Below are 22,180 nucleotides of genomic sequence, written 5' to 3' on the forward strand. Positions count from 1 at the left end.
GAGCGCCCCACTACCATCGAAACCGAGACATCGAAACCCGCCCGTCGCTAACCTCGACACCTTCAGCCTCAAGCCGGCTAACCTGCTCCTCAAATTTCTCGGACCCCACGGGAAAGGCAATCTGGCCGTTACTGCGAATCACCCGATACCAGGGTACGACATGCCCTTCCGGCAACTTGCCCAAGGCTTTTCCGATGTACCTCGCCTGCCGGCCCAACCCTGCCATCTCTGCAACCTGGCCGTAACTGACCACCTTTCCCTCCGGCACGGCCAGTACGACTTGCCAGATTTTCTGGTCTTTGGTCGGTTCGGACATCAAGGGCTCATCGCTTCTGCATCAGGCTTCGATTCATTGCGCGGTGCCAACGCATCCAGTCGATGGCCATTTCGGATCATGAAAATCGCCAACAGAATGGCAGGCACGCCCATTATGCCGGCCACCAGGAAGAATTCGGCGTAACCAAAGCCCGCCACGACAATGCCGGAGAACCCACCGAGAAACTTGCCAGGCAGAGTCATCAGGGAACTGAACAGTGCGTACTGCGTAGCCGTGAACGAGGCACTTGTCATGCTGGAGAGCCAGGCAATCAGGGCAACATTGGCAATGCCGCCACTGAGGTTATCGGCGCTCACCACGGCGGCCAGGGTAATGATGTTGGGCGGGTACTGGGCCAGAACGACAAACAGAAGATTGGTGGCGGCGGTCATGATTGCGCCAAGCAGGAGAATCCGGCGAACCCCGTAGCGAACCACCATTACACCGCCGACCAGCGAGCCGGCAATGGTCATGAAGAAGCCAAAGATCTTGGTGACATCCGCCACCTGGGTTTTGCTGAAACCCATGAAGTCCAGGTAGAAGGGATTGGCCATAACGCCCATGGCGATGTCGGAGATCCGGTAAACGGCCACCATGAGCAGGATAACCAGAGCCAGCTCTTTGTAACGGCGAAAGAAATCCAGGAACGGGCCGGCCACGGCGGCGTAGAACCAACCAACCAGTCTCGCCAGGCGGGGATTCAGATGCGTTAGCTTGGCGGCCTCTTGTTCGATCTTGTGGGCAATGTCCTGGGCGGCGGCAAAGTGGTTTACGCTGGGCTCGCGAACAATGAGCACCGTGAGCGCGCCAACTCCCACCAGGGCCGCCATGACTTCATAGGACACCTGCCAGGACCAGAATTCCGCCAGGTAGAGAGCACCGGCGCCGGCAACCAGAAGCGCCAGACGGTAGCCAAAGATGTACGTAGCGGCGAGGGCGGCCTGGAGCCGTTCCTCGGCAATCTCGATGCGGTAGGCATCAATGGCCACGTCCTGGGTGGCAGAGGAGAACGCCACCAGCAGGCCACAAAGGGCCATCATTTCCGGCGCTGCCGTGGCATCCACGTGAGCCATCAGGTACAGCCCCGTGGCGATACCTGCCTGAGCAAAGATAATCCAGCTTCGCCGCTTACCCAGCAGCCGGTCGAGCAGCGGCAGTTTCAGACGGTCCACCACCGGCGCCCAGAACACTTTGATGGAATAGGTAATACCAAGCCAGCTGAAGAACCCGATGGTGGCGGTTTCCACCCCGACATCCGCGAGACGGGCATTCAGCGTGGAAAACACCAGCAGGAACGGCAGCCCCGCCGAAAAGCCCAGGAATAGCAGGGCAATCACCTGCCAACGGGTATAGGTATGGAGCGTGTCCCGGATCAGGGTCAGGCGGGTGCCGGTTAAGATGGTGAAGCCTCCGGATCAGTCGCGGAAATTATTGAACTGCAGCGGGATATCCAGCTCAGCTTCGCGCAGCATGGCGATCGCTTCCTGAAGATCATCCCGCTTCTTGCCGGTCACTCGCACTTTGTCGCCCTGGATACTGGCCTGGACCTTCATCTTCTGGTCCTTGATCATCTTCACGATCTTCTTGGCCATATCGGTTTCAATGCCCTGCTTCAGCAGCAGGTGCTGTTTAACCAGCTTGCCGGACTTGCTGTCGCCATCCTCGGCCAGCGCTCGCGCATCGATATTACGCTTGGCAAAGGCCATACGCAGCATGTCCAGCAGCTGCTCCAGCTGGAACTCCTGCTCGGCACTAATGGTAATGCCCTTGTCATCCAGCTCAATGTCGGCTTCCACGTTCTTGAAGTCCCAGCGATTACCCAGCTCCCGCTTGGCCTGGTCGACCGCATTGGTGACTTCGTGCATATCGATTTCTGAAACAATGTCAAAAGAAGGCATGGTCGTTATTCTCCAACAGGGTAAGAAGGTATACTTCTTCAATTTGCTGGGGATGATACCAACCCCCGGCATCTCTCGCACCTGACAACGGACTGCTAAAAGTAGATAACAATGCCAAATCTGGACCTTCCCATCCTGGTAGTAGACGACGCGAAATTCAGCAGTATGGTGGTTGGCCGCACGCTGCGAAATGCCGGATATCGCGACGTACGCATCGTGAATAACGCACCGGAAGCCCTGCAGCTGATCGAACAGCGACCGGTAAGCGTGCTGATTGCCGACTGGCTGATGCCCGAGATGGATGGCCTTGAGCTGACGGACCAGGTGCGACAACAGGACGAGCAGAACAATCACTACACCTACGTGATCCTGCTCACGGCACGGGAAAGCGTCGAGGCGCTTTCAGAAGCCTTCGACCGGGGCGTGGACGACTTCATCTACAAGTCCGACATGACCAAGCAACTGATCCCCCGCATCTTTGCCGCAGACCGAATGGCCGACCGCCAGAACACCCTGCTGCGGGCCAACTCCCTGTTGATCGAGAACAACCGGGAGCTGGAATCCACTAACATCATTGATCTGGAAACCGGTCTCTGCAACACCAAATACGGTCGCGAGCGTCTGACCAAGATGCTGCGCCACGCTGAATCCCGAGGCGGCTGCTCTGCCTATGTACTGTGCGGCATTCGCAACTGGCAGGAACTCAAGCGCAAACACCCGCCCACAGTGATGAGCGAACTGGCCATCGGCATTGCCCGCCGACTGAGCACCCTGATTCGCCCCATTGATGCCCTGTGCCGCGTTGGCGACAACCAGTTCGCGATTATTGCCTACTTCCCGAACAGTGATCACTGCACCACCACCGCCTTCCGGCGCGTGTTCGACGGCATCAACCACAAGGCCCTGAAAACAACGGCCGGCTATATTTCTGTGGAAGCCGGCATGGTGCTGTGCAAAGCCGACGCCCAGAACGGCACACCGTCGATCCAGGATATGGAACGGGCAGCGGTGCAAGGGCTGGTAGATGCCTACGATACGCGTCGGTTTACCGAGACCGCGCCGGAGATCGGAGCGACCGCCTGAAGCGGCGACACACTCGGTAACACTGATACACACTTCACAAACAGACAGGAAAGGCCGGACGACTTATTCTCCAGTTGTGGATTTAAGCAGTATCCCCCATGGTGGAGGAGCCGAGTAGTACCTCTGCCGCCATATGGGGAATCGAATCCACCGGATTAACGAATTTTTCAGGCACTTTCGTTCTTTCCTTGTTTTTTGGGCCAGCTTTTTAGCTGGCCTTTTATTTTCCGCTCCAGACGTTTCCGCACCAGTTCCGTTATACTCCGGCTATAACGACTCCAAAAACAGTGCTGTAACCATGAAAACCCTCGGAACCGCCTCTGTCGCCGCCCTGCGCCAATACGTTCGTGCTGCCGAATCCGCCGGCGTGGATATCAATCGCCTTTTCGACCAGGCCGAACTGGACCAGAACATCCTGGACACCGACGACGGCCGCATTAACGGCGAGCAGTTCCAGCACTTTATCCGTTTATTGTGCGAACAAACCGGCAACCCGATCCTGGGCCTGGAAACCGGCGACTTCGTTCAACCTGGCTCCTACAGTGTGCTTGGCTACATCACCATGAGCTGCGCCACCCTCGGCGAAGCCGTGGCACGCATTGCGCCGTTCGAAAAACTCGTTGGAGACATGGGCACCACCAGCCTCGCTATGAAAGGCGACGACATCAAACTGACCTGGAACTGCAACTACACCGATCCTGTCGTTCGGCCGCAACTGGTGGATAACGTGTTTGCCTCCTGGGTGAACTACGCCCGCTGGCTTGCGGACAATCAGGAGGCGTCACCCAGTTCGGTAAAACTCCGTCGGGCCTCTCCGGGCTCAGAATTTGAAACGGCCTACCAGGAACGCTGGCACTGCACGGTCACCTTCTCAGCAGATGAAAACAGCATCACCCTCAAGAAAAGCCTGCTGGAAACCCGCCTGCGGCAACCGGACCCTCTCCTGCGCAAAACCCTGGAAGCCCATGCTCTGAGCCAGCTGGCTTCCCTGGATACCGACAGCGACCTGACTTCGAAGGTCCGCCACAGCATTCAGCAACAACTAATGCACGGCATTACCCGGCAAGACATGGTGGCGGAAGACCTGGGGATGACCAGCCGGACTCTACAGAGAAAGCTCGGCCAGGAAGGCGTGTCGTACCAAAAACTATTAGATGAAGTGCGGCAAAAGATGGCCGAGGACTATCTTCGCAACAGCGAGTTGGCCATTCCGGATATTGCGCTCAGGCTGGGATACAGTGAAACCACGTCGTTTCACAGGAAATTCAAGGCGGTAACGGGGAAGACGCCCGGAGAGTTCCGGGCGTCCGTAGAGCAGACTTAAAGCTTGCGGCCTTTGCCGGCGGCAATCCGCAGACGCAAGGCATTCAGCTTGATAAAGCCTTCCGCATCCTTCTGATCGTACGCACCCTGATCTTCTTCGAAGGTAGCAATCTTCTCGTCGAACAGGGAATCCTCAGACTTACGGCCAACCACGTCTACGTTGCCCTTGTAGAGCTTCAGGCGAACGGTGCCGTTTACATAATTCTGGGTCTGATCGATCAGCGCCTGCAGCGCCTCACGCTCCGGTGACCACCAGTAACCGTTGTAGATCACCTCGGCATAGCGCGGCATGATGCTGTCTTTCAGGTGCGCCACTTCGCGGTCCAGCGTGATGGACTCAATGGCACGGTGGGCACGCAGCATGATGGTACCGCCCGGGGTCTCGTAACAGCCGCGGGACTTCATGCCCACGTAGCGGTTCTCGACGATATCCAGACGGCCAATGCCGTTGGCACCCGCCAGCTTGTTCAGAGTTTCCAGAACCAAGTGGGGCTTCATGTCCTGACCGTCGATGGCAACAATGTCGCCCTTCTTGTAGGTCAGCTCAACATAGGTCGGCTCATCCGGCGCGGCTTCCGGAGACACACTCCAGCGCCACATATCTTCCTCGGCTTCCGCCCAGGGATCTTCCAGGTTGATGCCTTCGTAAGAGATGTGCAGCAGGTTGGCATCCATGGAGTACGGGCTCTTGCCCTTCTTCATTTCCACCGGGATGTTGCGCTCTTCGCAGTACTTAAGCAACTTCTCGCGGGAATTCAGGTCCCACTCACGCCAGGGTGCAATCACCTTCACACCCGGCTTCAGAGCGTAAGCACCCAGCTCGAAACGAACCTGATCGTTGCCCTTGCCGGTTGCGCCGTGGGAAATGGCGTCGGCGCCGGTTTCATTGGCGATATCGATCAAACGCTTGGCAATCAGAGGACGGGCAATGGACGTACCCAACAGGTACTCACCTTCGTAGATGGTGTTCGCGCGGAACATCGGGAACACGTAATCGCGCACAAACTCCTCGCGCAGGTCCTCGATGTAGATTTCCTTAACACCCAACGCCTCGGCTTTCGCCCGCGCCGGCTCAACTTCCTCGCCCTGGCCAATGTCGGCGGTAAACGTTACCACCTCACAGTTATAGGTATCCTGCAACCACCGAACGATGACGGAAGTATCCAGGCCACCGGAATAGGCCAGCACCACCTTTTTGATATCAGACATGCCCTTGCTCCACACTGAACAGAATGGATGTGTTGAAAATAAGGGCAGTATTGTACGGGAGAGCGGGGGGAATGGCTATTGGGCCGGGGTATTAGGCAGGGGTCGAAGCATGGATCAGATGATTGGGCTCATCTGATCCATGCTTCCAGCGAGGGATTCGCGAACTCAGCCGGCGCGCTGTTGCCCAACAGCTTCTTCACGAATTCCATCCCAGCCTTCTTTGATGGAGTGAAGGAGAGATAAAACCTCGTCAAGCTTTTCTACATCATTTTTCGCGCTAGCTTGAAGCAAGGTCCGCTCCATGTAGTCATAAAGGGCTTCAAGTCTGGGCGCCAACTCCCCACCCTTTTCAAAATCGAGAAAGCTGCGGAGACCACCGATAATATCAATGGCTTTCCCGATCAACTGCCCCTTGCCCGCGGCGTCTTTAGCCTGCATACGGGCCTTTGCCATATTGATGCGTTCAATAGCACCATTGTATAGCAGCTGAATCAATCGATGAGGATCTGCATCAATTGTGCTTGTTTGGTTGTTAACACGCTGGTATGCCTGCAAGCCGTTCATAAAAGACCTCTTGAGTTCCTAACCGATCTAAACTAATCAGTTGTCCCGGTTGTTTTGAGGAGCCAGCGCAGCAAGCTGCTGACTCACATAATCCTGAGTACTGTTGAGCTGCGAAATCAGGGAATCAGCTGCGGTGAACTGGCTCACCAACCTCTCCCTATAGGCCGCTATGCGCTCTTCAAGTCGTGCTTGACTCGCCTGGATCTGTTCCAGGTCCCGATTAAGACTTTCAGTCCGTGACTCAATAGCACCATCCGCGCCAACGAAACTGGAGACCAGATCGACTGTGCGTTCAGCCACGCCCTCAACAAAAGTGATAGAGCCTCGGGCACCAGTTTCATCACCTAAAATTCTCACCTGGAGGCCAGAGGCTCCACCGTTCCCATTTCCGAGAAACAGAACCTGACCGTCTCCTTCTGCAGCGCGCCCGCCTATTGTGCCAGCGACATCAAGGCCGGCAGTTTCGGTTGCTGAATCAAGGCCGAAAACCGCTGAATTCTCTGCAGACTCCAGAGAAACGGCCGACTCGTCGCCATAGTCAGCAGACGTAAAGCGTAAATTGCCGCTGCCGTCCAGCTCGACCTGCACCGACGTGCCAGCTGCATTAAGTGCGTTATTGCTGTTTAGCTGGGATTGGATTTCATCAACCAGCTCTTGAGCAGACCCATAAGTCTGTTGCGTCAGTTGAACACTTACCGACGTCTCCCCGTTTACCTTGAACGTCAGTTCATCGTTGGAATCGTCAATAACAATTCCATCTGCCAACGCACTCCCGGCAACCAACGTGCCCTGAGTAGCGGCCCGGGTGATGTTAATATCGTACTTGCCAGGCTCTGTGTTAAGTCCGCTGCGCACAAACTCAACCTGACTGTCAGTTGTCCGCCCTTGTTCAGCAAATAAGGCGGTCACGTCATCCGGGTTGGCCTTGAGCTGTTCTTCAAACCTGGCTCTATCAAATTCCAGACCACCTGTTTCGAAGTTTGTCGTTATTCCTACATCAGCCAAACTCCGAACCGCAGAGTTTTCCAAGCCGGGAACAACACGGGTGAGAACTTGGCGCAACTGGTTCTGAATGGAACGAACCGTGCTATCGCCCGTTAGCAGACTGCCAACGCCCGCCTCCGCATTGAAGCCAGCGAGGCTGTCGATTGTTGACTGAAGTGCGTTGAATTTGTCTACGAACCCTTGGACCCGATCCGTCACGGCCCCCAAGTCCTGCTGCACCTTGATCACAGAGGATCCAGTGGCCGTGAGGTCAAATGTCAGCCCGTCGATGACGTTCTCAAAACTGTTTGTGGCGCGAGTGATCTCGACCCCGTTGATTTCCATCACCGCATCGGTTGCTGCAATGGTTTCGCGAAGCCCAGAATCAGCATCCATTCCGGAGTTAAAGGCAAACCGGGACAAACCCTGGTTATCGGTGCCAGTTCCAACACTATCGTCAGCGACAGCAATACTGACGGCATTGGCGGTGCCGGTCTCATCGGCCGAAAGCACCAACTGAAAGCCGTCACCGGTATCGATAACGCCAGCGGAAACACCGGCGTCGGAGTCGTTGATTGCGTTAGCCAACCCCTGAAGAGTGTCGTTACTACTATCAATCGTGATGCTTGTTGTCTTGTCACCGACGTTCAGGGTAAGCCTGCCCTGGCCAACGCTGGTGGCATCACGATCAGCAAATACGTCGCGGGAGGCTAGCGCCTGAGCTCCAGCCAGGCTGGTAACTTCCACACTGTAAGTGCCTCGGCTAGCTTTCGTGCTGTCGACCGACACGGAAATCTCTTCGTTCGACGAACTTGCCGAAAACGCTTTGAGGTTATCCGGGGCACTCAGCTGGCGCATTGGGAGTCGAAGTTCGGTAATCGCACTCCTGAGCTTGCCGTAAGCCGAGATCAGCGACTGCGTCTGCTCGGTTTTCTGCGTTAATCGCTCTTCAGTGGGCGCGCGCTCCGCCGCAACCAACTGATCAACCAGATCGGAGGTCAGAACACCGGAGCCAATACCTAACGATGATATGCTTGCCATTAAAGTGCCTCCTCAAGGGGGCGAATCTCTTCATTGTTCAGTTTATCGGCAAAAAGCGGCAAAACTTTGCCTTTTCTTCACGCCGATTTGTAACAGGCTGTAACAAAGACTACCGACTCTGAGCCCGAAAGCGCTCTGCCCGATCAATACTCAAACCTACGACCAAAACGCAGAACACCGCCGGACCCTCTCAGGTGCGGCGGTGCTGAAATACCGTCGTTTAACTAAGTGCAACAGCTTTGACTGTTTAAACCTTAATATTAAACAACGTCAGCGGCTCATCCTGCTGCAAGTTCTCTGCCAACCTCAATGCTAGCTCATCGGGAATCTGGCGGATAACTTCTTTTGTCGACTGATCAACAACCTTCACGATCGTCTGACCCAAGTCACTATCCACTTCAAACTGTAGATCCCTTTGCACATTCTGAACAAAATCGTTCAGCTGGCTAACCGCATCATCCAGCTCATCCCGAGTGGCTTCAGTTTTCGCCTGCAGCTTTTCAGCTTTAGACAGCTCTGAAGTCACTTGAGGGTTCTGAGTCTGAGTAACTGCGGCAGACGAACCAGCAAGGTCGGAGGCATTCCTGCCTTCGGCCTGAGATGACGAAATTGCCCGAGCCGGTGTTTGATCACTGGTGCGAACCAGCTTCAGATCCGGGCTGTTCAGGTTAACGTCATTCATAGCTTTACCTCGCTACCCTTAGACGGAGTAAAACCGGAACCCGAAGGTTCCGGTTGTTACCGCTTGCCCCTTACTGCAGGAGGGACAGGACCTGCTGCGGACGGGCGTTCGCCTGAGCCAGGACGGAGATACCGGCCTGCTGCAGCACCTGGGCCTTGGATAGCTTCGCGGTTTCTGCTGCGAAGTCCGCGTCCAGGATACGGCTATTGGAAGCACTCAAGTTCTCAACAGACGTGCTCAGGTTGGCGATGGTTGACTCGAAACGGTTCTGAACCGCACCGAGGTCTGACCGGAACTGGTTGACCTGGTCGATTGCGAAGTCAACGGCTACCAGCGCCTGGTCGGAGCCAGCACGAGTGCTGATATCCAGTCCATTAACCGAAACGTTGGAGTTCGGATCCGTTGAGGAATCGACAGTCAGGTCCACTTCGTTAGTGCCATCACCATCTACGTCGGTAGTGATAGACGCTGTGAAGTTCTCACCCTTCGCGGACGCGAATACGATGTCGTCACCGGAAGAGCTCAGGAACGCAGACACACCGGTGTCCTTGGTTGCGCCATTGATCTGAGCCACAACATCCTGCAGGTTGCTCGCGTCGGTCACTTCGATTGCTTCGCCTGCAACGTTCAGGGAGAAGGAAGTTGTTTCACCGGCTTCGAAACGAGAAGCTACCGTCTGCTCTTCAGCTGCGGTCAGAGTGGAAACAGAGCCGCCTGTAGACGCATTTGGCGTTCCGCCATCGCTGGCTGTGATGTTTGCTATATCGTAAGTGACTGCTGAGTCGCTCTCTATTTGGACCACACTGCCATCGTCAACCGCACCCAAATCAGTGCCTGCTGTGAAACCAGCAGCAGTCAAGCCGGCCTGGACAGCAGAAGTGAGATCCGCCAGTGTATTACCGGTGCCCGCTGCCAGAGAAAAGCTTACAGTGGTGGTGTTGGATGAGTCATCTGTAACGTCAAAAGAGCCGGTAACGCCAGAGTCCAAGTCCAAAGTACTCGGATCAAAAAGAGTAACCTGGGTCGCCGTGGTTGAGCCATCAGTCGTGGAGACATCAGCCCCAGTAACACTGACTTGGGTACCAGATGCGTCAGAAATATCAATCGTTGCAGCGATGTCAGTAGTGCTGGCATTACTGAACACGATGGAGTTGCCATCATCTGAGGCAGCTACAGTCACATCAGCAAGGTTACCGTTGGAATCAATCTCGCCTTGGATAGCTTGCGCAAGTGCATCAGCATCAGCATAGGTCGCAGCAGCAACATCAATAGTCTCGCCACCGATTGTTGAAGAAACAGTGATGTCGCCAGAGAAATCGAGGCCAGAAACATCCAGAGAAGTTTCCCCAGCGTCACCGGCACCAAGAGAGGTAGCTGCGAGGCCGGAAGTCTGAGAGATAGTTGCGCCCAACTGGCTTCCACGTGAATCCAGACCAGCTACGGAGATGGTCTCACCAGCGTTCGCGCCTACCTGGAACGCCTGGGTGCCGAAAGTACCATCAAGAACCTTCAGACCGTTGAACGAGGTCTGGCTCGCGATACGGTTTACTTCTGCAATACGCTGATCAACTTCCTGGTTCAGCGCCTCACGGTCCGAGTCGCTGTTGGTAGCGTTGGCAGACTGAACGGCCAGCTCACGGATACGCTGCAGGTTGTTGGTAATCTCGTCCAGTGCGCCTTCAGCGGTCTGGGCCAGAGAGATACCATCGTTGGCATTACGAGTAGCCACGTTCAGGCCAGAAATCTGGGACTGGAACCGCGTGGAAATCGCGAGGCCCGCTGCATCGTCTTTTGCAGAGTTGATGCGCAGACCGGACGAAAGACGCTCCAGAGCCTGATTGGAAAGATTCTGAGACTGGCCCAACTGATTCTGGGCTGAGAGCGATGCAACGTTAGTGTTGATACCGAGAGCCATTATGCTTCTCCTTCGACTGATGTCGTTATTTCATGGAAAAGGTCTGGCGCCCGTTTTTCAGTTTGGGAGCGCCGCCCTGTTACTCCACTTAACGGCGCCGAAACTCGTTGCTTTAGAAAAAAATCCACTGTTTTTGTTAACAAATGTAAAACCGGCAATTTAGTGCCTTCGTCAGCGGCAGCAGATTGGCGCACAGCCAGAACACCTCAGCCAACCTGAACATTTTTTATCATAATAAACAGAAGGATAGGGATCAAATTTAGATATTGGCACGCGATTCGCTTTCAACCCTGCAAAACGGCAATTAAACGAATTTCGCCGGGAACGGTTCCCCTCTTTCGTGATCGGGCACCTGGCTTTCGGCACCTCTGAGCAGGGAGAATTGATATGCCTCAGGTCATTAACACCAACATCGCTTCGCTGAACGCTCAAAGAAACCTCAATGCTTCGCAGGGCCAGGCAAATGTGGCTCTTGAGCGTTTGTCTTCCGGCCTGCGCATCAACTCTGCAAAAGATGATGCTGCCGGTTTGGCAATCTCTGAGCGCTTCCAGTCACAGATCGCAGGCCTCAACCAGGCCCAGCGAAATGCCAACGACGGCATCTCTCTGGCTCAGACTGCCGAGGGGGCTATGGATGAAATTACCAACAACCTGCAGCGTATCCGTGAGCTGGCGGTTCAGTCTGCCAACGCTACCAACAGTCCTTCGGATCGTCAGGCGCTGAACCAGGAAGTTCAGCAGCGCATCGAGGAAATCAATCGAATTGCTGCTCAAACCTCTTTTAACGGTCTGAAAGTTCTCGACGGCACCTTCGACACCCAAACTTTCCAGGTGGGTGCCAATACGGGGGAAACCATCGCAATTAGCGGTCTTGACTCTCGCGGCAGCCAGATTGGCTCGGTGCTGAAAGAGACCGCTGGATTGTCGACCGATGTCATTGGGCCGGGAGAAGCTGCAACAACTGATCTGAATGTGTCGACCCTGGATTTCACAACGGATCTCACAATCACTGGCACAATTGGTGGTGAAGATGTGAGCATCGCTGCCGCTTCCTATGCTGATGCCGATGCCCTCGCCACCGCGCTGCAAACAGAGATTCAGAACGGCGGCGGAGACCTGGCGGAAGTGACAGTCACAGTCGATGGCAACACCCTCACCATTACTAATCCAACGTCGACGGATTTCCCGGTGACATCGTTTAGCATTTCAGACGCAAGCGGTGTTGCAGGCACCACTGCTGACAACACTGGCGGTGGGACCAACATTGCCGGTGCAGGCGGAACGGATACGATCGACGTATCAGGCCTGGACTTTACGAACGGCGGTACTATTACCTTCGGCGGCGTTGATTATCCGATCACTGCAGGCTCCGACTTCGATGATGTCGCTGCGGAACTGCAAGCTCAGCTTCAAGCAAATGAAGATCCAGATCTGACCGTAGCGAACGCGGGCGGGACACTCACCATCACTAACGGAGGTGCTGCAACTCCTGCAGATGACGTCGATCCCGGTACGATTAGCATTGAGGATGGCACTGGAACGCCCAATAATTCCATCGGTGGAGCACTAACCAGCATCGACGGCGCTGAAGATCTGACGCTTGCTCAATCATTCGCGAATGGCGACACCTACAACTTCGAAGTCGATATCAACGGAGATGTGTTTACTTTCGAAGGCATGGGATCGTTGAGCGACATTGTTAGCCAGATAAATGCTCAAAGCACCCAAACAGGCATCCGCGCAAACCTGAATTCCGATAACGATGAGATTATTTTTTCATCGCAGTTCGGTGAAGCCTTCGACATCACTATTGATGCAGATATCGATGGAGATGGCATCTTCGGCGGTGTCGACGATTACAACCAGGCTGTCAACGCCACAATTGCTGACGACACCTACGCCGTTACCGGCGTCGACATTTCGAGCCGAGATGGCGCGGATTTAGCAATGATTTCAATTGATTACGCAATTGACACCATCAACGGTTATCGAGCAGAACTAGGCGCCGTACAGAACCGCTTCGAATCAACCATCGCGAACCTTGCCACTACGTCGGAGAACCTGTCGGCCTCCAACAGCCGTATTCGCGATGCTGACTTCGCCGCAGAATCCGCCGAACTTGCCCGAACCCAGGTCCTGCAGCAGGCCGGCCTCTCTGTTCTGGCCCAGGCCAACGCAAGACCGCAGCAGGTTCTACAGCTGCTGCAGGGTTAAACCTAAAGAGCAAACCCAAGAGGGCTCGGTGCAAACCGGGCCCTCTTTTTTTGGATAAAAATCGCATTCTTCATTAGATGCCTTGCTTCCTCAAACTGGCACACCTTTCGCAACACCTCTCTCAACGCACGGCAAACCGTCAAAAACTGCAGACCTTTGCCGCATCCCATTGCGGCTGTATCCAAGAGGTGTCCCATGCAAGCCAAGCATCAAGTACAGATATCCCAATCCCAACAGGCCCAGGTTGCCCGCCTGCTTCTGCAGGCCAACCTTGCCTATGGGGAGTCCAACAGCAACGGCCTCAGCCATATCCAGCGGCTGAAGGCCCGGCAGGAATGTCGGGGCTATCTGAACGAGGCGCTGGCTCTGGAGCCGGAGCATGCCGGTGGGCTGGGCCTGCTTGGCCGTGTGGAGATGGACGACGGGCAGCTTGAGAAGGCACACACCCTGTTTAACGCGAGCCTGAATCATCAGCCGGGGCAAGTGCAGCAGTATCGCAACCTGGGTTACTGGGCCCTGAAAACCGAGCGGCCGGCGCTTGCAGAGCAGTATTTCCTGCAGGCCCTGGAGTGTGACCGGCAATCTGCCGCCGCTTTCTGTGGCGTTGCCCATTCCAAGCGACTGCAGGGGCAGTTTGATGTGGCTTATTTGCATTATCGCAAGCTTCTGGAAACCGGCGCTGAATGGGATTCCGTATACAGCGGGATGCTCGCTTGCGCCCAACACCTGGAAGTGAGCAAAGCCGATTCCGCACTGGCCCGTGATGCGATCGCCTTGCTTCAGAGGGATGGTTTGCCGCACCAGGAATTGGGTCGGTTTGTCGGCGCGATTATTTATCAACAGTACGATCTGGATAACCCGGATGCACAGATTTTCCTGGATGCGGCCAGCGAAGATGAACTGCTGATCCTTGCCCTCCAGAAAACTCTGATGCCAAATCCGGCCGTGGAAGAACTGGTGACAATGCTTCGTCGGGCGATCATTGCCGAAGTAGCGCAAACCGTTGAACTTCGGGACGAGCTGCAGCGCCTGACGCTGGCCATCGCTCAGTACGCCGACAGAACCGGCTATGCCCTCGCTGCGGAAGATGACGAAGAACGACTGGTCTCAGCAATCAACGACAGCATCCAGGCCCAGTTTGCCCTTGGCGAGGAACAGGATGGACTCATCGGATCACTGATGATCAGCGCCATGTATGGTGCCCTCTTCCATCAGCCCTTCGCGGTACAACTTGGCCAATGGAACCTAGTGGATTGGCCCCTGGCATTACAGTCAGTCCTGGCCGCCAGCTATTACGATCGGGCCGAAGACGAAGCCATCAAGCAGAATTTCGATGAGAAGGCCGAGGAGCTTTGCCTGGAGAAGACCGATGTTCCCCAAGCATGGCCGTCCTGGTCCCGGTTGGCCTATCGTACCGAAAGCAGCCTGAAAACCCTGATGGCCACTGAACTGGGGCTGGACACGGACAATCTCCCGGCCACCCTTCGGATCATGGTGTGCGGTGCGCAGTCTGGCCAGCGGGCGATGGAACTGGCCGGCTATCTGGACGATGTGGAAGTGATCGCGGTGGATGAATCTCTGGCCAACATCGCCAAAGCCACACGCATGGCCAACGAGATGGGTATGGACAACATCGTGTTCTGGCCCTGGTCCATCGCCCAGCGTTTTGTGGCGGATGGCCACCAGGTGCACTGGATTGAAGTTGGTCGCCTGCCCTCACCGGCCATGAACACCCTTTCGCTTGCCGCCCTGATTAACCAAGCCACTGGTTCTGGTGCAGTGGTGCACATGCACACTGCCATTGCGGAACAAACGGCTGGTGACAAACAGATTCGTAAACTGGTCAGTGAGCACAAGCTACAACCCACGCGACAGACATTGCGCCAACTCCGACGGATGGTTCTTGCCAATCGCAACGATGCCGCCTGGCAGGAACTGACCGCCGACGCTGATTTTTACAGCCTCGGGGGCTGCAGGGACCGATGGTTCCGGCCGCAGGACACAGCCCAACTGAAAGAGCTGATGGCCATGGCGAGTAACGAGGTGGAGTGGAAGCTTGTGAAAGCGCGGGATGTGGATGGCCACAGCCTCGCTACCGCACCGGTTCAGAAGCAGATCCAGGCAGAAGCCCTCGGCAGTGAAGTGCAGAGTCTGATGGGGCAGAATCTGAGCGTCTATTTCCTGAAGCGGCGGTGAACAGAAACCCGAGGTCAGATGCAGAGTATCATCTGACCTCGCTTCCGCACTCCGATCCTCAGATGTAGGGGATTAAAGACTCCCCATACAAATGAAGATCCTCAAGGATATGCCGCTTTTGCGGCGTGAGTTCCGGGTCTGCAGCCAGACGCTGTAGTTCCTGGGCAAAAGCCTCCAGAGACCGCCAACCCTTCTTCGGGTGCATTAATCTCTGGCTGCGAAACTCCTCCCACCTTTCCATCTCTTCGCCCACCAGGCTACCTGGGTAATTCCGCGCCCGATAACGAAAGAGCAGCTCCTGCAGGCGATCGTCTTCAAAGGTCACCTCCAGCTCGCCAAGCGTCTCAACCGGCTGTTCCAGCACCCAGTTCAGCTTCTCTCGATCGGCTTTGCTGATAAAGCCACCTGCATAGAGCTGTTCATCCGGGTCTGTCAGGTCGCTTTCGTGGGGCTGGTCGAAGGCCTCGGCAATTCTGGAGGGCAAATCCGGCGCCTTGCGCAGCATGGCCAGGTTGGCTCGCAGCGTATCCCCGTCCAGGGCCAATTCTTCGAGGCGCTCCGGAGAGAGGGTGGATAGCATATTCGCCGGCGCCAGCACCGGGCACTTGTTCAATTGCACGCCTTTGAGCGGAAAGCGACTGACGCCCTCTCCCAGTTCCGCCTGGGAAGTAAACACACGCTCACGAATCTGCTCAGCGCTGGCGTTGATCAGCTCGGTGGGGTCTTCGCGCAGGTCGTAAACAATCACCAGGTTCTTGTTGGATGGATGCTCGGCCACCGGAGCAACCAGTGCACAGCACCCACGGCTGGCCGGGTACTTGGCGGATATATGGAACACCGGCTTCATGGCAGCCGTGTCCAACATCGCCCGAGCCGAGTGTTTGTCTTTGTTCTGCAGAACAAAATCGAAGAGCTTCGGCTGTTTCTCCTTGATCAGCTTGGCCATTGCAATGGTCGCTTCAACATCCGACATGGCATCGTGGGCCGCTTCGTGGGCGATGCCGTTGGCAACGGTCAGCTCCTCCAGTTTGAAACTGGGGCTGCCATCTTCCTTGCGGGGCCAGTTGATACCTTCGGGTCGCAGGGCATAGGTCAGGCGTACCATATCGATGATATCCCAGCGGGAATTGCCGTTCTGCCATTCTCGTGCGTAGGGATCGCGCAGGTTGCGGTACAGGGTGTGCCGGGTCACTTCGTCGTCAAAGCGCAGGCTGTTGTAGCCCACCACGCACGTGCCTGGCTGGCTGAAGGCTTCATTAATCTGGGCGATGAACTCTGCCTCGGGAAAGCCATCTTCCAGGGCCTTTTGCGGGGTGATCCCGGTAATCAGACAGGCTTCGGGCGATGGCAGGTAATCGTCCGCTGGCTTGCAGTAAATCACCAGCGGATCTTCGATGATGTTGAGATCCGCATCCGTCCGCACGCCGGCAAACTGGGAAGGCCTGTCGTGAACCGGGTCTACGCCGAAGGTTTCGTAATCGTGCCAGTAAAACGAGCGGATCAAGGGACTGAGCTCCTGCCGAATGGGTTAAACACTGGCAGGAGTTTAGCATTTAAAACAATTGGGTACCCATATCGTCCCGATGGGTCTGCAACCGGTCCACGCCCTGGCTGATCAATTGGCTCATGTCCACTTTCATGCTTGTAGGCAGATTGATAAAAACACCTTTGCCAGCATTGATGACATTGGTACCGTCCGGGCTCTGCCATTCCAAACCCTCGCGCTGGAAGCCAATGAAGAAGTCGTTCGTGAAATCGGTCACGCCATCAGCGCCCTCTTCGCCGACGTACAGCGACTGCAGGTGGGTCAAGGGTGCGCAATGGGTGCCCGAGGCACAGTCCGCCGTTCCATCATCAATACCGATATGACTGGCCCGGTAATTGGTAGCCTGGGTGTTCTCATCAAAAAGCGTCGCGTCGAATTCCTGCCCGGATCCATCAACCAACTTCAGGCCGATATCGCCACTGAAACTGCTAGTCAGCGAAGAAACCGACCCTCTCGCCTGTCCAAACCCCATACGAAAGCCGGAAAGCTTACCCTCGGCAGGGTCTTCCGCCAGCTCGATGTAGGGTTTGAACGCCTCGAAATGAACGGTATCTCCGGCACTGTAGGTGCGGCCATTGAACTGCTGACCGTCATTACGGGCAATATGGCCAAGCGCCACATGCTGCGCGGCAAAGTCCACGCCGCCATCAAGTTCGCCGGCTTGCACGTCATCCACGTTCATCCGGGTTTCCACATCCATGGTCAGCGTCATGCGCGTGAACTCATGCGGATTACCCGGTATATCCTGGATGTTTTCAATCTGCATAAAAGCCTGCCCGGTCACCTCACCCATTGTTTCCTCTGAAATGGGCTTCAGCTCGGCCTGGGCAACGGGCGCAATACCCAGGCAGAACAGGGTGACGGCAGCGTATCCATACGCCTGCTGTCTCATATTTTGCGTCTCTGAATTAGTTATTTAGAGTCAGTTTCCGACGCCCGACTCCACTGCAGCCCGGTTTGTTTTTGGTTTTCCGGTGCTCACAGGCGGCAGGGTTTTACATTATTTTTTATTTGCCGCACACACACTATAACCAAGGCAGATCGGCCAATAGAGTGAGCAGAGTCACAATCACCGTTTACAATTCAGTAATACTCAACCAACTTTGAATACAGTCACAAAACCTTTGGCTTAAAATACTTACAACGCCTTACCCATTGTTACGAATGCTGTAGCAAACGTGTACATAACAAATACTACTGGTATACTTTCGCACCTTATGACCAACCCTCTACGGCCCCATCAATGACCACCCGGATACTGATCTGCGACGATTCAGCCCTTGCCAGAAAGCAAATGGCCCGGGCGCTGCCGGAGGGATTGCGCGGAGACGTCAGTTTCGCAAAGGACGGTGTGGAAGCGCTGGAAAAGTTGCGCGGGGGAGAGGCAGAGCTGCTGTTCCTGGATCTGAACATGCCAGAGATGGATGGCTATCAGGTGCTGGAACAGGTTCGCAAGGAAGATTTGCCGGTCATGACCATCGTCGTTTCCGGCGATATCCAGCCCGAAGCCAGGGACCGGGTCAAGAAGCTTGGCGCCCTCGACTTCATCAAAAAGCCGACAGAAACCTGCACCGTACTTGACCTACTGGTGGAATACGGAGTGTACCGCCCCGGAGAACTCGAAGATTCGGCGCTACAAGACAGCAGCCTGAAGAGCACAGGCAGTGCCGCTCCGGAAATCTCCGTTTCCCTGAACGACTACCTGCAGGAAATTTCCAACGTCGCCATGGGCCGGTCCTCCGACCTGCTGGCCCGGTTGTTACGTGTCTTCGTCAAACAGCCGATTCCCAAGGTCGCCTTCCTGGCCAACTCCGAACTGCACATGGCCATTTCCTCGGTCAGCGACAGCGACACCTATTCCGCCGTGTGCCAGGGCTTCACCGGGGCCGGCATCGCCGGAGAAGCTCTTCTGCTGTTCGCAGACGCCAGTTTTCGGGAAATGGCGGAAATGCTCCACTACGACACCCTTGAGGGTGAAGCGGTGAACGTAGAAGTGCTGATGGATATGTCCAGCATACTCTTCGGAGCCTTCCTCAAAGGCATTGGTGACCAGCTCGACCTGAAACTCGGCCTTGGCCACCCCACGGTGCTGGGGCAGCACCGCCAAATTACCGAGTTGCTGGAACATCACAGCGCCCGTGAAGAACAGCTGCTGTGTATCGAAATCTGCTACGCCCTGGAAGACCGGGACATCGAATGCGACATGCTGATCCTTCTTACCGAAGATTCAGTGCCTTTTCTCGAAGATCGCCTGCAATATCTGGTGGACTGACTCATGGCCATAGAAGAATCTGAAGCCAACTCCTTTCACTGGCTGATGGACATGCTGGAATCCGTGGAAGTCGGTCTGGTAGTCCTGGACCTGGATTTCAAAGTCGAAGTCTGGAATGGATTCATGGAAAACCACAGCGGCATCACCGCGAGCAGGATCCAGGGTCAGGTATTGTTCGATGTATTCCCGGATATCCCTCAAGCCTGGCTGACCCGAAAAGTAGACGCCGTGGCCTTGCTTAACACCAAAGCCTTTACCTCCTGGGAGCAACGCCCTTACCTGTTCCAGTTCCGCAATACCCGGCCCATCACCGGCACCGAAGAGTACATGTTCCAGAATCTCACCATCAGCCCACTCTCCGGCACCACGGGGGAAGTGAACAAAGTGTGCCTGATGGTTTACGACGTGACCGACATTGCCAGCAGCAAAATGGCCTTGGAACGAGCCAACGAACAACTGGCCAAGCTGAGCATGACAGACCGCCTGACCGGCCTGCTCAACCGGGGCACCTGGGAAAACCTGGTGGACGCCGAATTCGAACGCTTCCGCCGCTACGGCCACACCACCAGCCTGGTGATGTTTGATATTGACCACTTCAAGCCGGTTAATGACACCCATGGCCATCTGGCAGGGGACGAAGTGATCAAACACACCGCAAGTCTCACCCGCAACGCTATCCGCCAATCCGACAGCGCTGGGCGCTACGGCGGTGAGGAATTCGGCATCATACTGCCGGAAACGGACGCCGAGGGCGCACGCATCATCTGCGAACGGATACGAGAAAGCATAGAGCAGAGCGTAGTCGAAACCAGCGTGGCACCGATCCGGTATACCGTCAGCATTGGCATCGCCCAGTTAACGGAAGAGCCTGAGAACTATATGCAGTGGATGCAGAAGGCAGATGAGGCGCTATATGCGGCGAAAGAAGGTGGTCGAAACCGAGTGGTGGTGAGTTAACAGCCCTCCGCCGGAAAGAAGAAGGGCCGACTGGTATCAGTCCTGCTGCCAGCTCTGTACAGCTTCCTTACCATGCTTCTGACGCCATTCGTTCAGCGTCTTGTGATTGCCACCGCGGGTCTTGACCACTTCACCGGTGTGCGGGTTCTTGTAAGTCTTCATCGGGCGCTTCGGGCGGCTACCAGCCGTTGAATCAGCTTTGCCGCCAGACACGGAAGGATCAATAGCAGAAAGAATCTGAAGCACATCCTTCGGTGACTTGTCATACTCCTTCATCAAGGCGCGAACCTTGTTTTCAAACTCCAGTTCACCTTTTAGAGCCTGGTCTTTTTCAAGCTGTTCCAGCTCTGCAGCAAGCTTTTCCATAAGCTGTTTTTTCTGGTAATAGTCGTTAATCTTTGCCATGGAATTAAAACCTTATTCAAATAGGGGTTTTAAAAACTTAATTGGAGTTGACTAAAAGTCCAAAAAATAATAAATCAATAAATCGGGTACCGCAAAGCTTATTTATTTAAGAGTTATTAATTCCGAGAAGCCTGGAATTGGTTTAACTACCAACGGGAATCAAAGCATTGTGGAATCCACGTCTATCCAACTCTTTTTTGAATGCCTGTTTAGCGTCTTCGTCCCCGTGAACAATACGAATTTCTTGCGGGGCTTGGGAAATACCCTGAACAAATCGAAGTAAATCCGATTGCCCCGCATGGGCGGAATACCCACTTACCTGATGAATCCGGGCCCGAATATCATATCGGTTTCCATCAAACTGAACCCAGCCCCCTTTGGGGCCATAGTTCAAGATATCACGCCCGGGAGTGCCCGCGGCCTGATATCCCACAAACAATACATCATTTCGCTTATCACCCAGCATTGCTTTGAGATAATTGACGATGCGGCCGCCGGCACACATCCCGGAACCGGCCAAAACCACACAGGGGCGATGAGACCGCGCCAAATAATCCACAGCATTCAGATGTTCTTCATGGGAACTAATAACCGTCAGTTGTTCAAACGACAACGGGTGCCGCCCTTGCTTAACCAACTCAGTGGCCTCGGCATCCCAATAGGGTTTCAAATCCCGATATATCCGCGTGAACTCTGCTGCCAATGGTGAATCCACGACTATTTCCGGATTATTCCAAAGCTCTCCGCCAAACTCATGAATCAGACTTTCAATCTCATAAAGCAGCTCCTGCGTCCGGCCAATACTGAACGCAGGCACCAATACCGTTCCACCATCTTCAAGAGCGTGCTCCAATACCGCCTTCAACCTGTAACGCCGCGTTTCCCGGTCCTCATGGTCCTTATCCCCATAAGTACTCTCAATCACCAGCCGGTCCGCCCGTTCAGGCGATTGGGGGGCCGGCAACAATGGAGCATGAGGCGCCCCGAGATCGCCACTGAACACGATCCGTTCTTCAGTCTCCCCTTCACGGGCATCGCATTCCACATAGGCAGAGCCCAGAATATGCCCAGCTCTTTGAAGCCGAACCGACAGCGAGCAATCACCCTCAGCAAACACCGAGTGCCACTGGCCATAAGGTACCGGCACCAAGCGAGAACGAATCAGCCCCAGAACCCGCTCAATCAACTGCCGGTCACGGGTGAAGCCGATCTTCAGGGCATCTTCCAGGATCTCCGGCAGCATAATGGCCGAGGGTTCGGAACAAATGATGGGGCCGTCGAACCCCGCCGCCAGCAAATAAGGAATGCGGCCGACGTGGTCGATATGCACATGGGTGACCACTAAAGCCCGGATGTGTTCGATGGGAAAATCAATGGAGAGATCAGACGCAGAAGCGCCGCGGCCTTCATCCTGGCCTTGGAACAGGCCGCAGTCGATGAGAATGCCACTCTTTTGGGATCCCCGAGACAGGGACAATTCATGGCACGAGCCGGTTACGCCGGAGGTGGCGCCGTGGTGGGAAATATTGATCATTCTGACATCCTTGTCGAGTTTGGCTTCCAAGCCGGTAACGG

At 55.2% G+C, this 22,180-nt stretch carries 18 protein-coding genes; 6 read left to right on the forward strand and 12 right to left on the reverse strand.

Going from position 1 to position 22,180, the window contains the following annotated elements; genetic code table 11:
• Positions 1-10: 10 nt before the first annotated feature.
• The 3 genes from HP15_RS11780 to HP15_RS11790 all read right to left on the reverse strand — a co-directional run bounded on the left by HP15_RS11780 (position 11) and on the right by HP15_RS11790 (position 2,214).
• Positions 11-316, reverse strand: a complete 306-nt coding sequence (locus tag HP15_RS11780) for an MGMT family protein (RefSeq protein ID WP_014577666.1) — start codon at positions 314-316, stop codon at positions 11-13.
• Positions 316-1,653 (reverse strand): AmpG family muropeptide MFS transporter, encoded by a 1,338-nt coding sequence (locus HP15_RS11785; protein ID WP_014577667.1) that lies wholly within the window; start codon positions 1,651-1,653, stop codon positions 316-318. Before HP15_RS11785 ends, HP15_RS11780 begins: the two co-directional genes overlap by 1 nt.
• Positions 1,654-1,731: 78 nt before the next feature.
• Entirely contained in the window at positions 1,732-2,214 is a 483-nt protein-coding gene (locus HP15_RS11790) for a YajQ family cyclic di-GMP-binding protein (protein ID WP_008171349.1), read from the reverse strand.
• Positions 2,215-2,325: 111 nt separating this feature from the next.
• On the opposite strand from HP15_RS11790, the gene HP15_RS11795 reads away from it, so the two are divergent.
• A complete protein-coding gene (locus tag HP15_RS11795; RefSeq protein WP_041645339.1) occupies positions 2,326-3,297 on the forward strand; it encodes a response regulator in 972 nt (323 codons plus the stop codon).
• A gap of 298 nt (positions 3,298-3,595) precedes the next feature.
• The gene (locus tag HP15_RS11800) at positions 3,596-4,621 is read left to right on the forward strand and encodes an AraC family transcriptional regulator (RefSeq protein WP_014577669.1); all 1,026 of its coding nucleotides are present in this window, start codon (positions 3,596-3,598) and stop codon (positions 4,619-4,621) included.
• On the opposite strand, the gene HP15_RS11805 is transcribed toward HP15_RS11800, so the two are convergent.
• The 5 genes from HP15_RS11805 to HP15_RS23005 form a co-directional block, all read right to left on the reverse strand.
• Positions 4,618-5,829 carry an argininosuccinate synthase gene (locus HP15_RS11805; protein WP_041645340.1) on the reverse strand — a complete coding sequence of 404 codons (1,212 nt, stop codon included), beginning with the start codon at positions 5,827-5,829 and terminating at the stop codon, positions 4,618-4,620. The two genes, HP15_RS11800 and HP15_RS11805, sit on opposite strands and share 4 nt — an antisense overlap.
• Positions 5,830-5,994: 165 nt before the next feature.
• A complete protein-coding gene (fliS, locus tag HP15_RS11810) occupies positions 5,995-6,393 on the reverse strand; it encodes a flagellar export chaperone FliS (protein ID WP_014577671.1) in 399 nt (132 codons plus the stop codon).
• A gap of 36 nt (positions 6,394-6,429) precedes the next feature.
• A complete protein-coding gene (fliD, locus tag HP15_RS11815) occupies positions 6,430-8,418 on the reverse strand; it encodes a flagellar filament capping protein FliD (protein WP_014577672.1) in 1,989 nt (662 codons plus the stop codon).
• Between the two features lie 247 nt (positions 8,419-8,665).
• On the reverse strand, positions 8,666-9,100 hold the full coding sequence (locus HP15_RS11820) for a flagellar protein FlaG (protein ID WP_014577673.1): 435 nt from the start codon (positions 9,098-9,100) through the stop codon (positions 8,666-8,668).
• Positions 9,101-9,170: 70 nt separating this feature from the next.
• Positions 9,171-11,015, reverse strand: a complete 1,845-nt coding sequence (locus HP15_RS23005; RefSeq protein WP_014577674.1) for a flagellin N-terminal helical domain-containing protein — start codon at positions 11,013-11,015, stop codon at positions 9,171-9,173.
• Positions 11,016-11,402: 387 nt separating this feature from the next.
• Here HP15_RS23005 and HP15_RS23010 point away from each other — a divergent pair, with 387 nt between their 5' ends.
• Positions 11,403-13,229, forward strand: coding sequence for a flagellin N-terminal helical domain-containing protein (locus tag HP15_RS23010; RefSeq protein ID WP_014577675.1), 1,827 nt, complete (start codon positions 11,403-11,405; stop codon positions 13,227-13,229).
• Between the two features lie 195 nt (positions 13,230-13,424).
• Positions 13,425-15,425: a tetratricopeptide repeat protein gene (locus HP15_RS11840; protein WP_014577677.1), complete on the forward strand. Its 2,001-nt coding sequence runs from the start codon at positions 13,425-13,427 to the stop codon at positions 15,423-15,425.
• 58 nt (positions 15,426-15,483) lie between these two features.
• Here HP15_RS11840 and sbcB read toward each other — a convergent pair whose 3' ends face one another.
• Complete coding sequence (sbcB, locus tag HP15_RS11845; RefSeq protein ID WP_014577678.1) at positions 15,484-16,929, reverse strand: exodeoxyribonuclease I; 1,446 nt, start codon at positions 16,927-16,929, stop codon at positions 15,484-15,486.
• A 49-nt stretch (positions 16,930-16,978) separates the two neighbouring features.
• The gene (locus HP15_RS11850; protein ID WP_014577679.1) at positions 16,979-17,863 is read right to left on the reverse strand and encodes a hypothetical protein; all 885 of its coding nucleotides are present in this window, start codon (positions 17,861-17,863) and stop codon (positions 16,979-16,981) included.
• Between the two features lie 351 nt (positions 17,864-18,214).
• On the opposite strand from HP15_RS11850, the gene HP15_RS11855 reads away from it, so the two are divergent.
• Positions 18,215-19,243 carry a response regulator gene (locus tag HP15_RS11855; protein WP_014577680.1) on the forward strand — a complete coding sequence of 343 codons (1,029 nt, stop codon included), beginning with the start codon at positions 18,215-18,217 and terminating at the stop codon, positions 19,241-19,243.
• A 3-nt stretch (positions 19,244-19,246) separates the two neighbouring features.
• Positions 19,247-20,200, forward strand: coding sequence for a GGDEF domain-containing protein (locus HP15_RS11860; protein ID WP_014577681.1), 954 nt, complete (start codon positions 19,247-19,249; stop codon positions 20,198-20,200).
• A gap of 36 nt (positions 20,201-20,236) precedes the next feature.
• On the opposite strand, the gene HP15_RS11865 is transcribed toward HP15_RS11860, so the two are convergent.
• Both HP15_RS11865 and HP15_RS11870 read right to left on the reverse strand, forming a co-directional pair.
• Positions 20,237-20,605 (reverse strand): histone-like nucleoid-structuring protein, MvaT/MvaU family, encoded by a 369-nt coding sequence (locus HP15_RS11865; RefSeq protein ID WP_014577682.1) that lies wholly within the window; start codon positions 20,603-20,605, stop codon positions 20,237-20,239.
• 142 nt (positions 20,606-20,747) lie between these two features.
• A complete protein-coding gene (locus tag HP15_RS11870; protein WP_014577683.1) occupies positions 20,748-22,139 on the reverse strand; it encodes an MBL fold metallo-hydrolase RNA specificity domain-containing protein in 1,392 nt (463 codons plus the stop codon).
• Positions 22,140-22,180: the final 41 nt, after the last annotated feature.

This window comes from Marinobacter adhaerens HP15, assembly GCF_000166295.1.
In the GTDB taxonomy this organism is placed as follows: domain Bacteria; phylum Pseudomonadota; class Gammaproteobacteria; order Pseudomonadales; family Oleiphilaceae; genus Marinobacter; species Marinobacter adhaerens.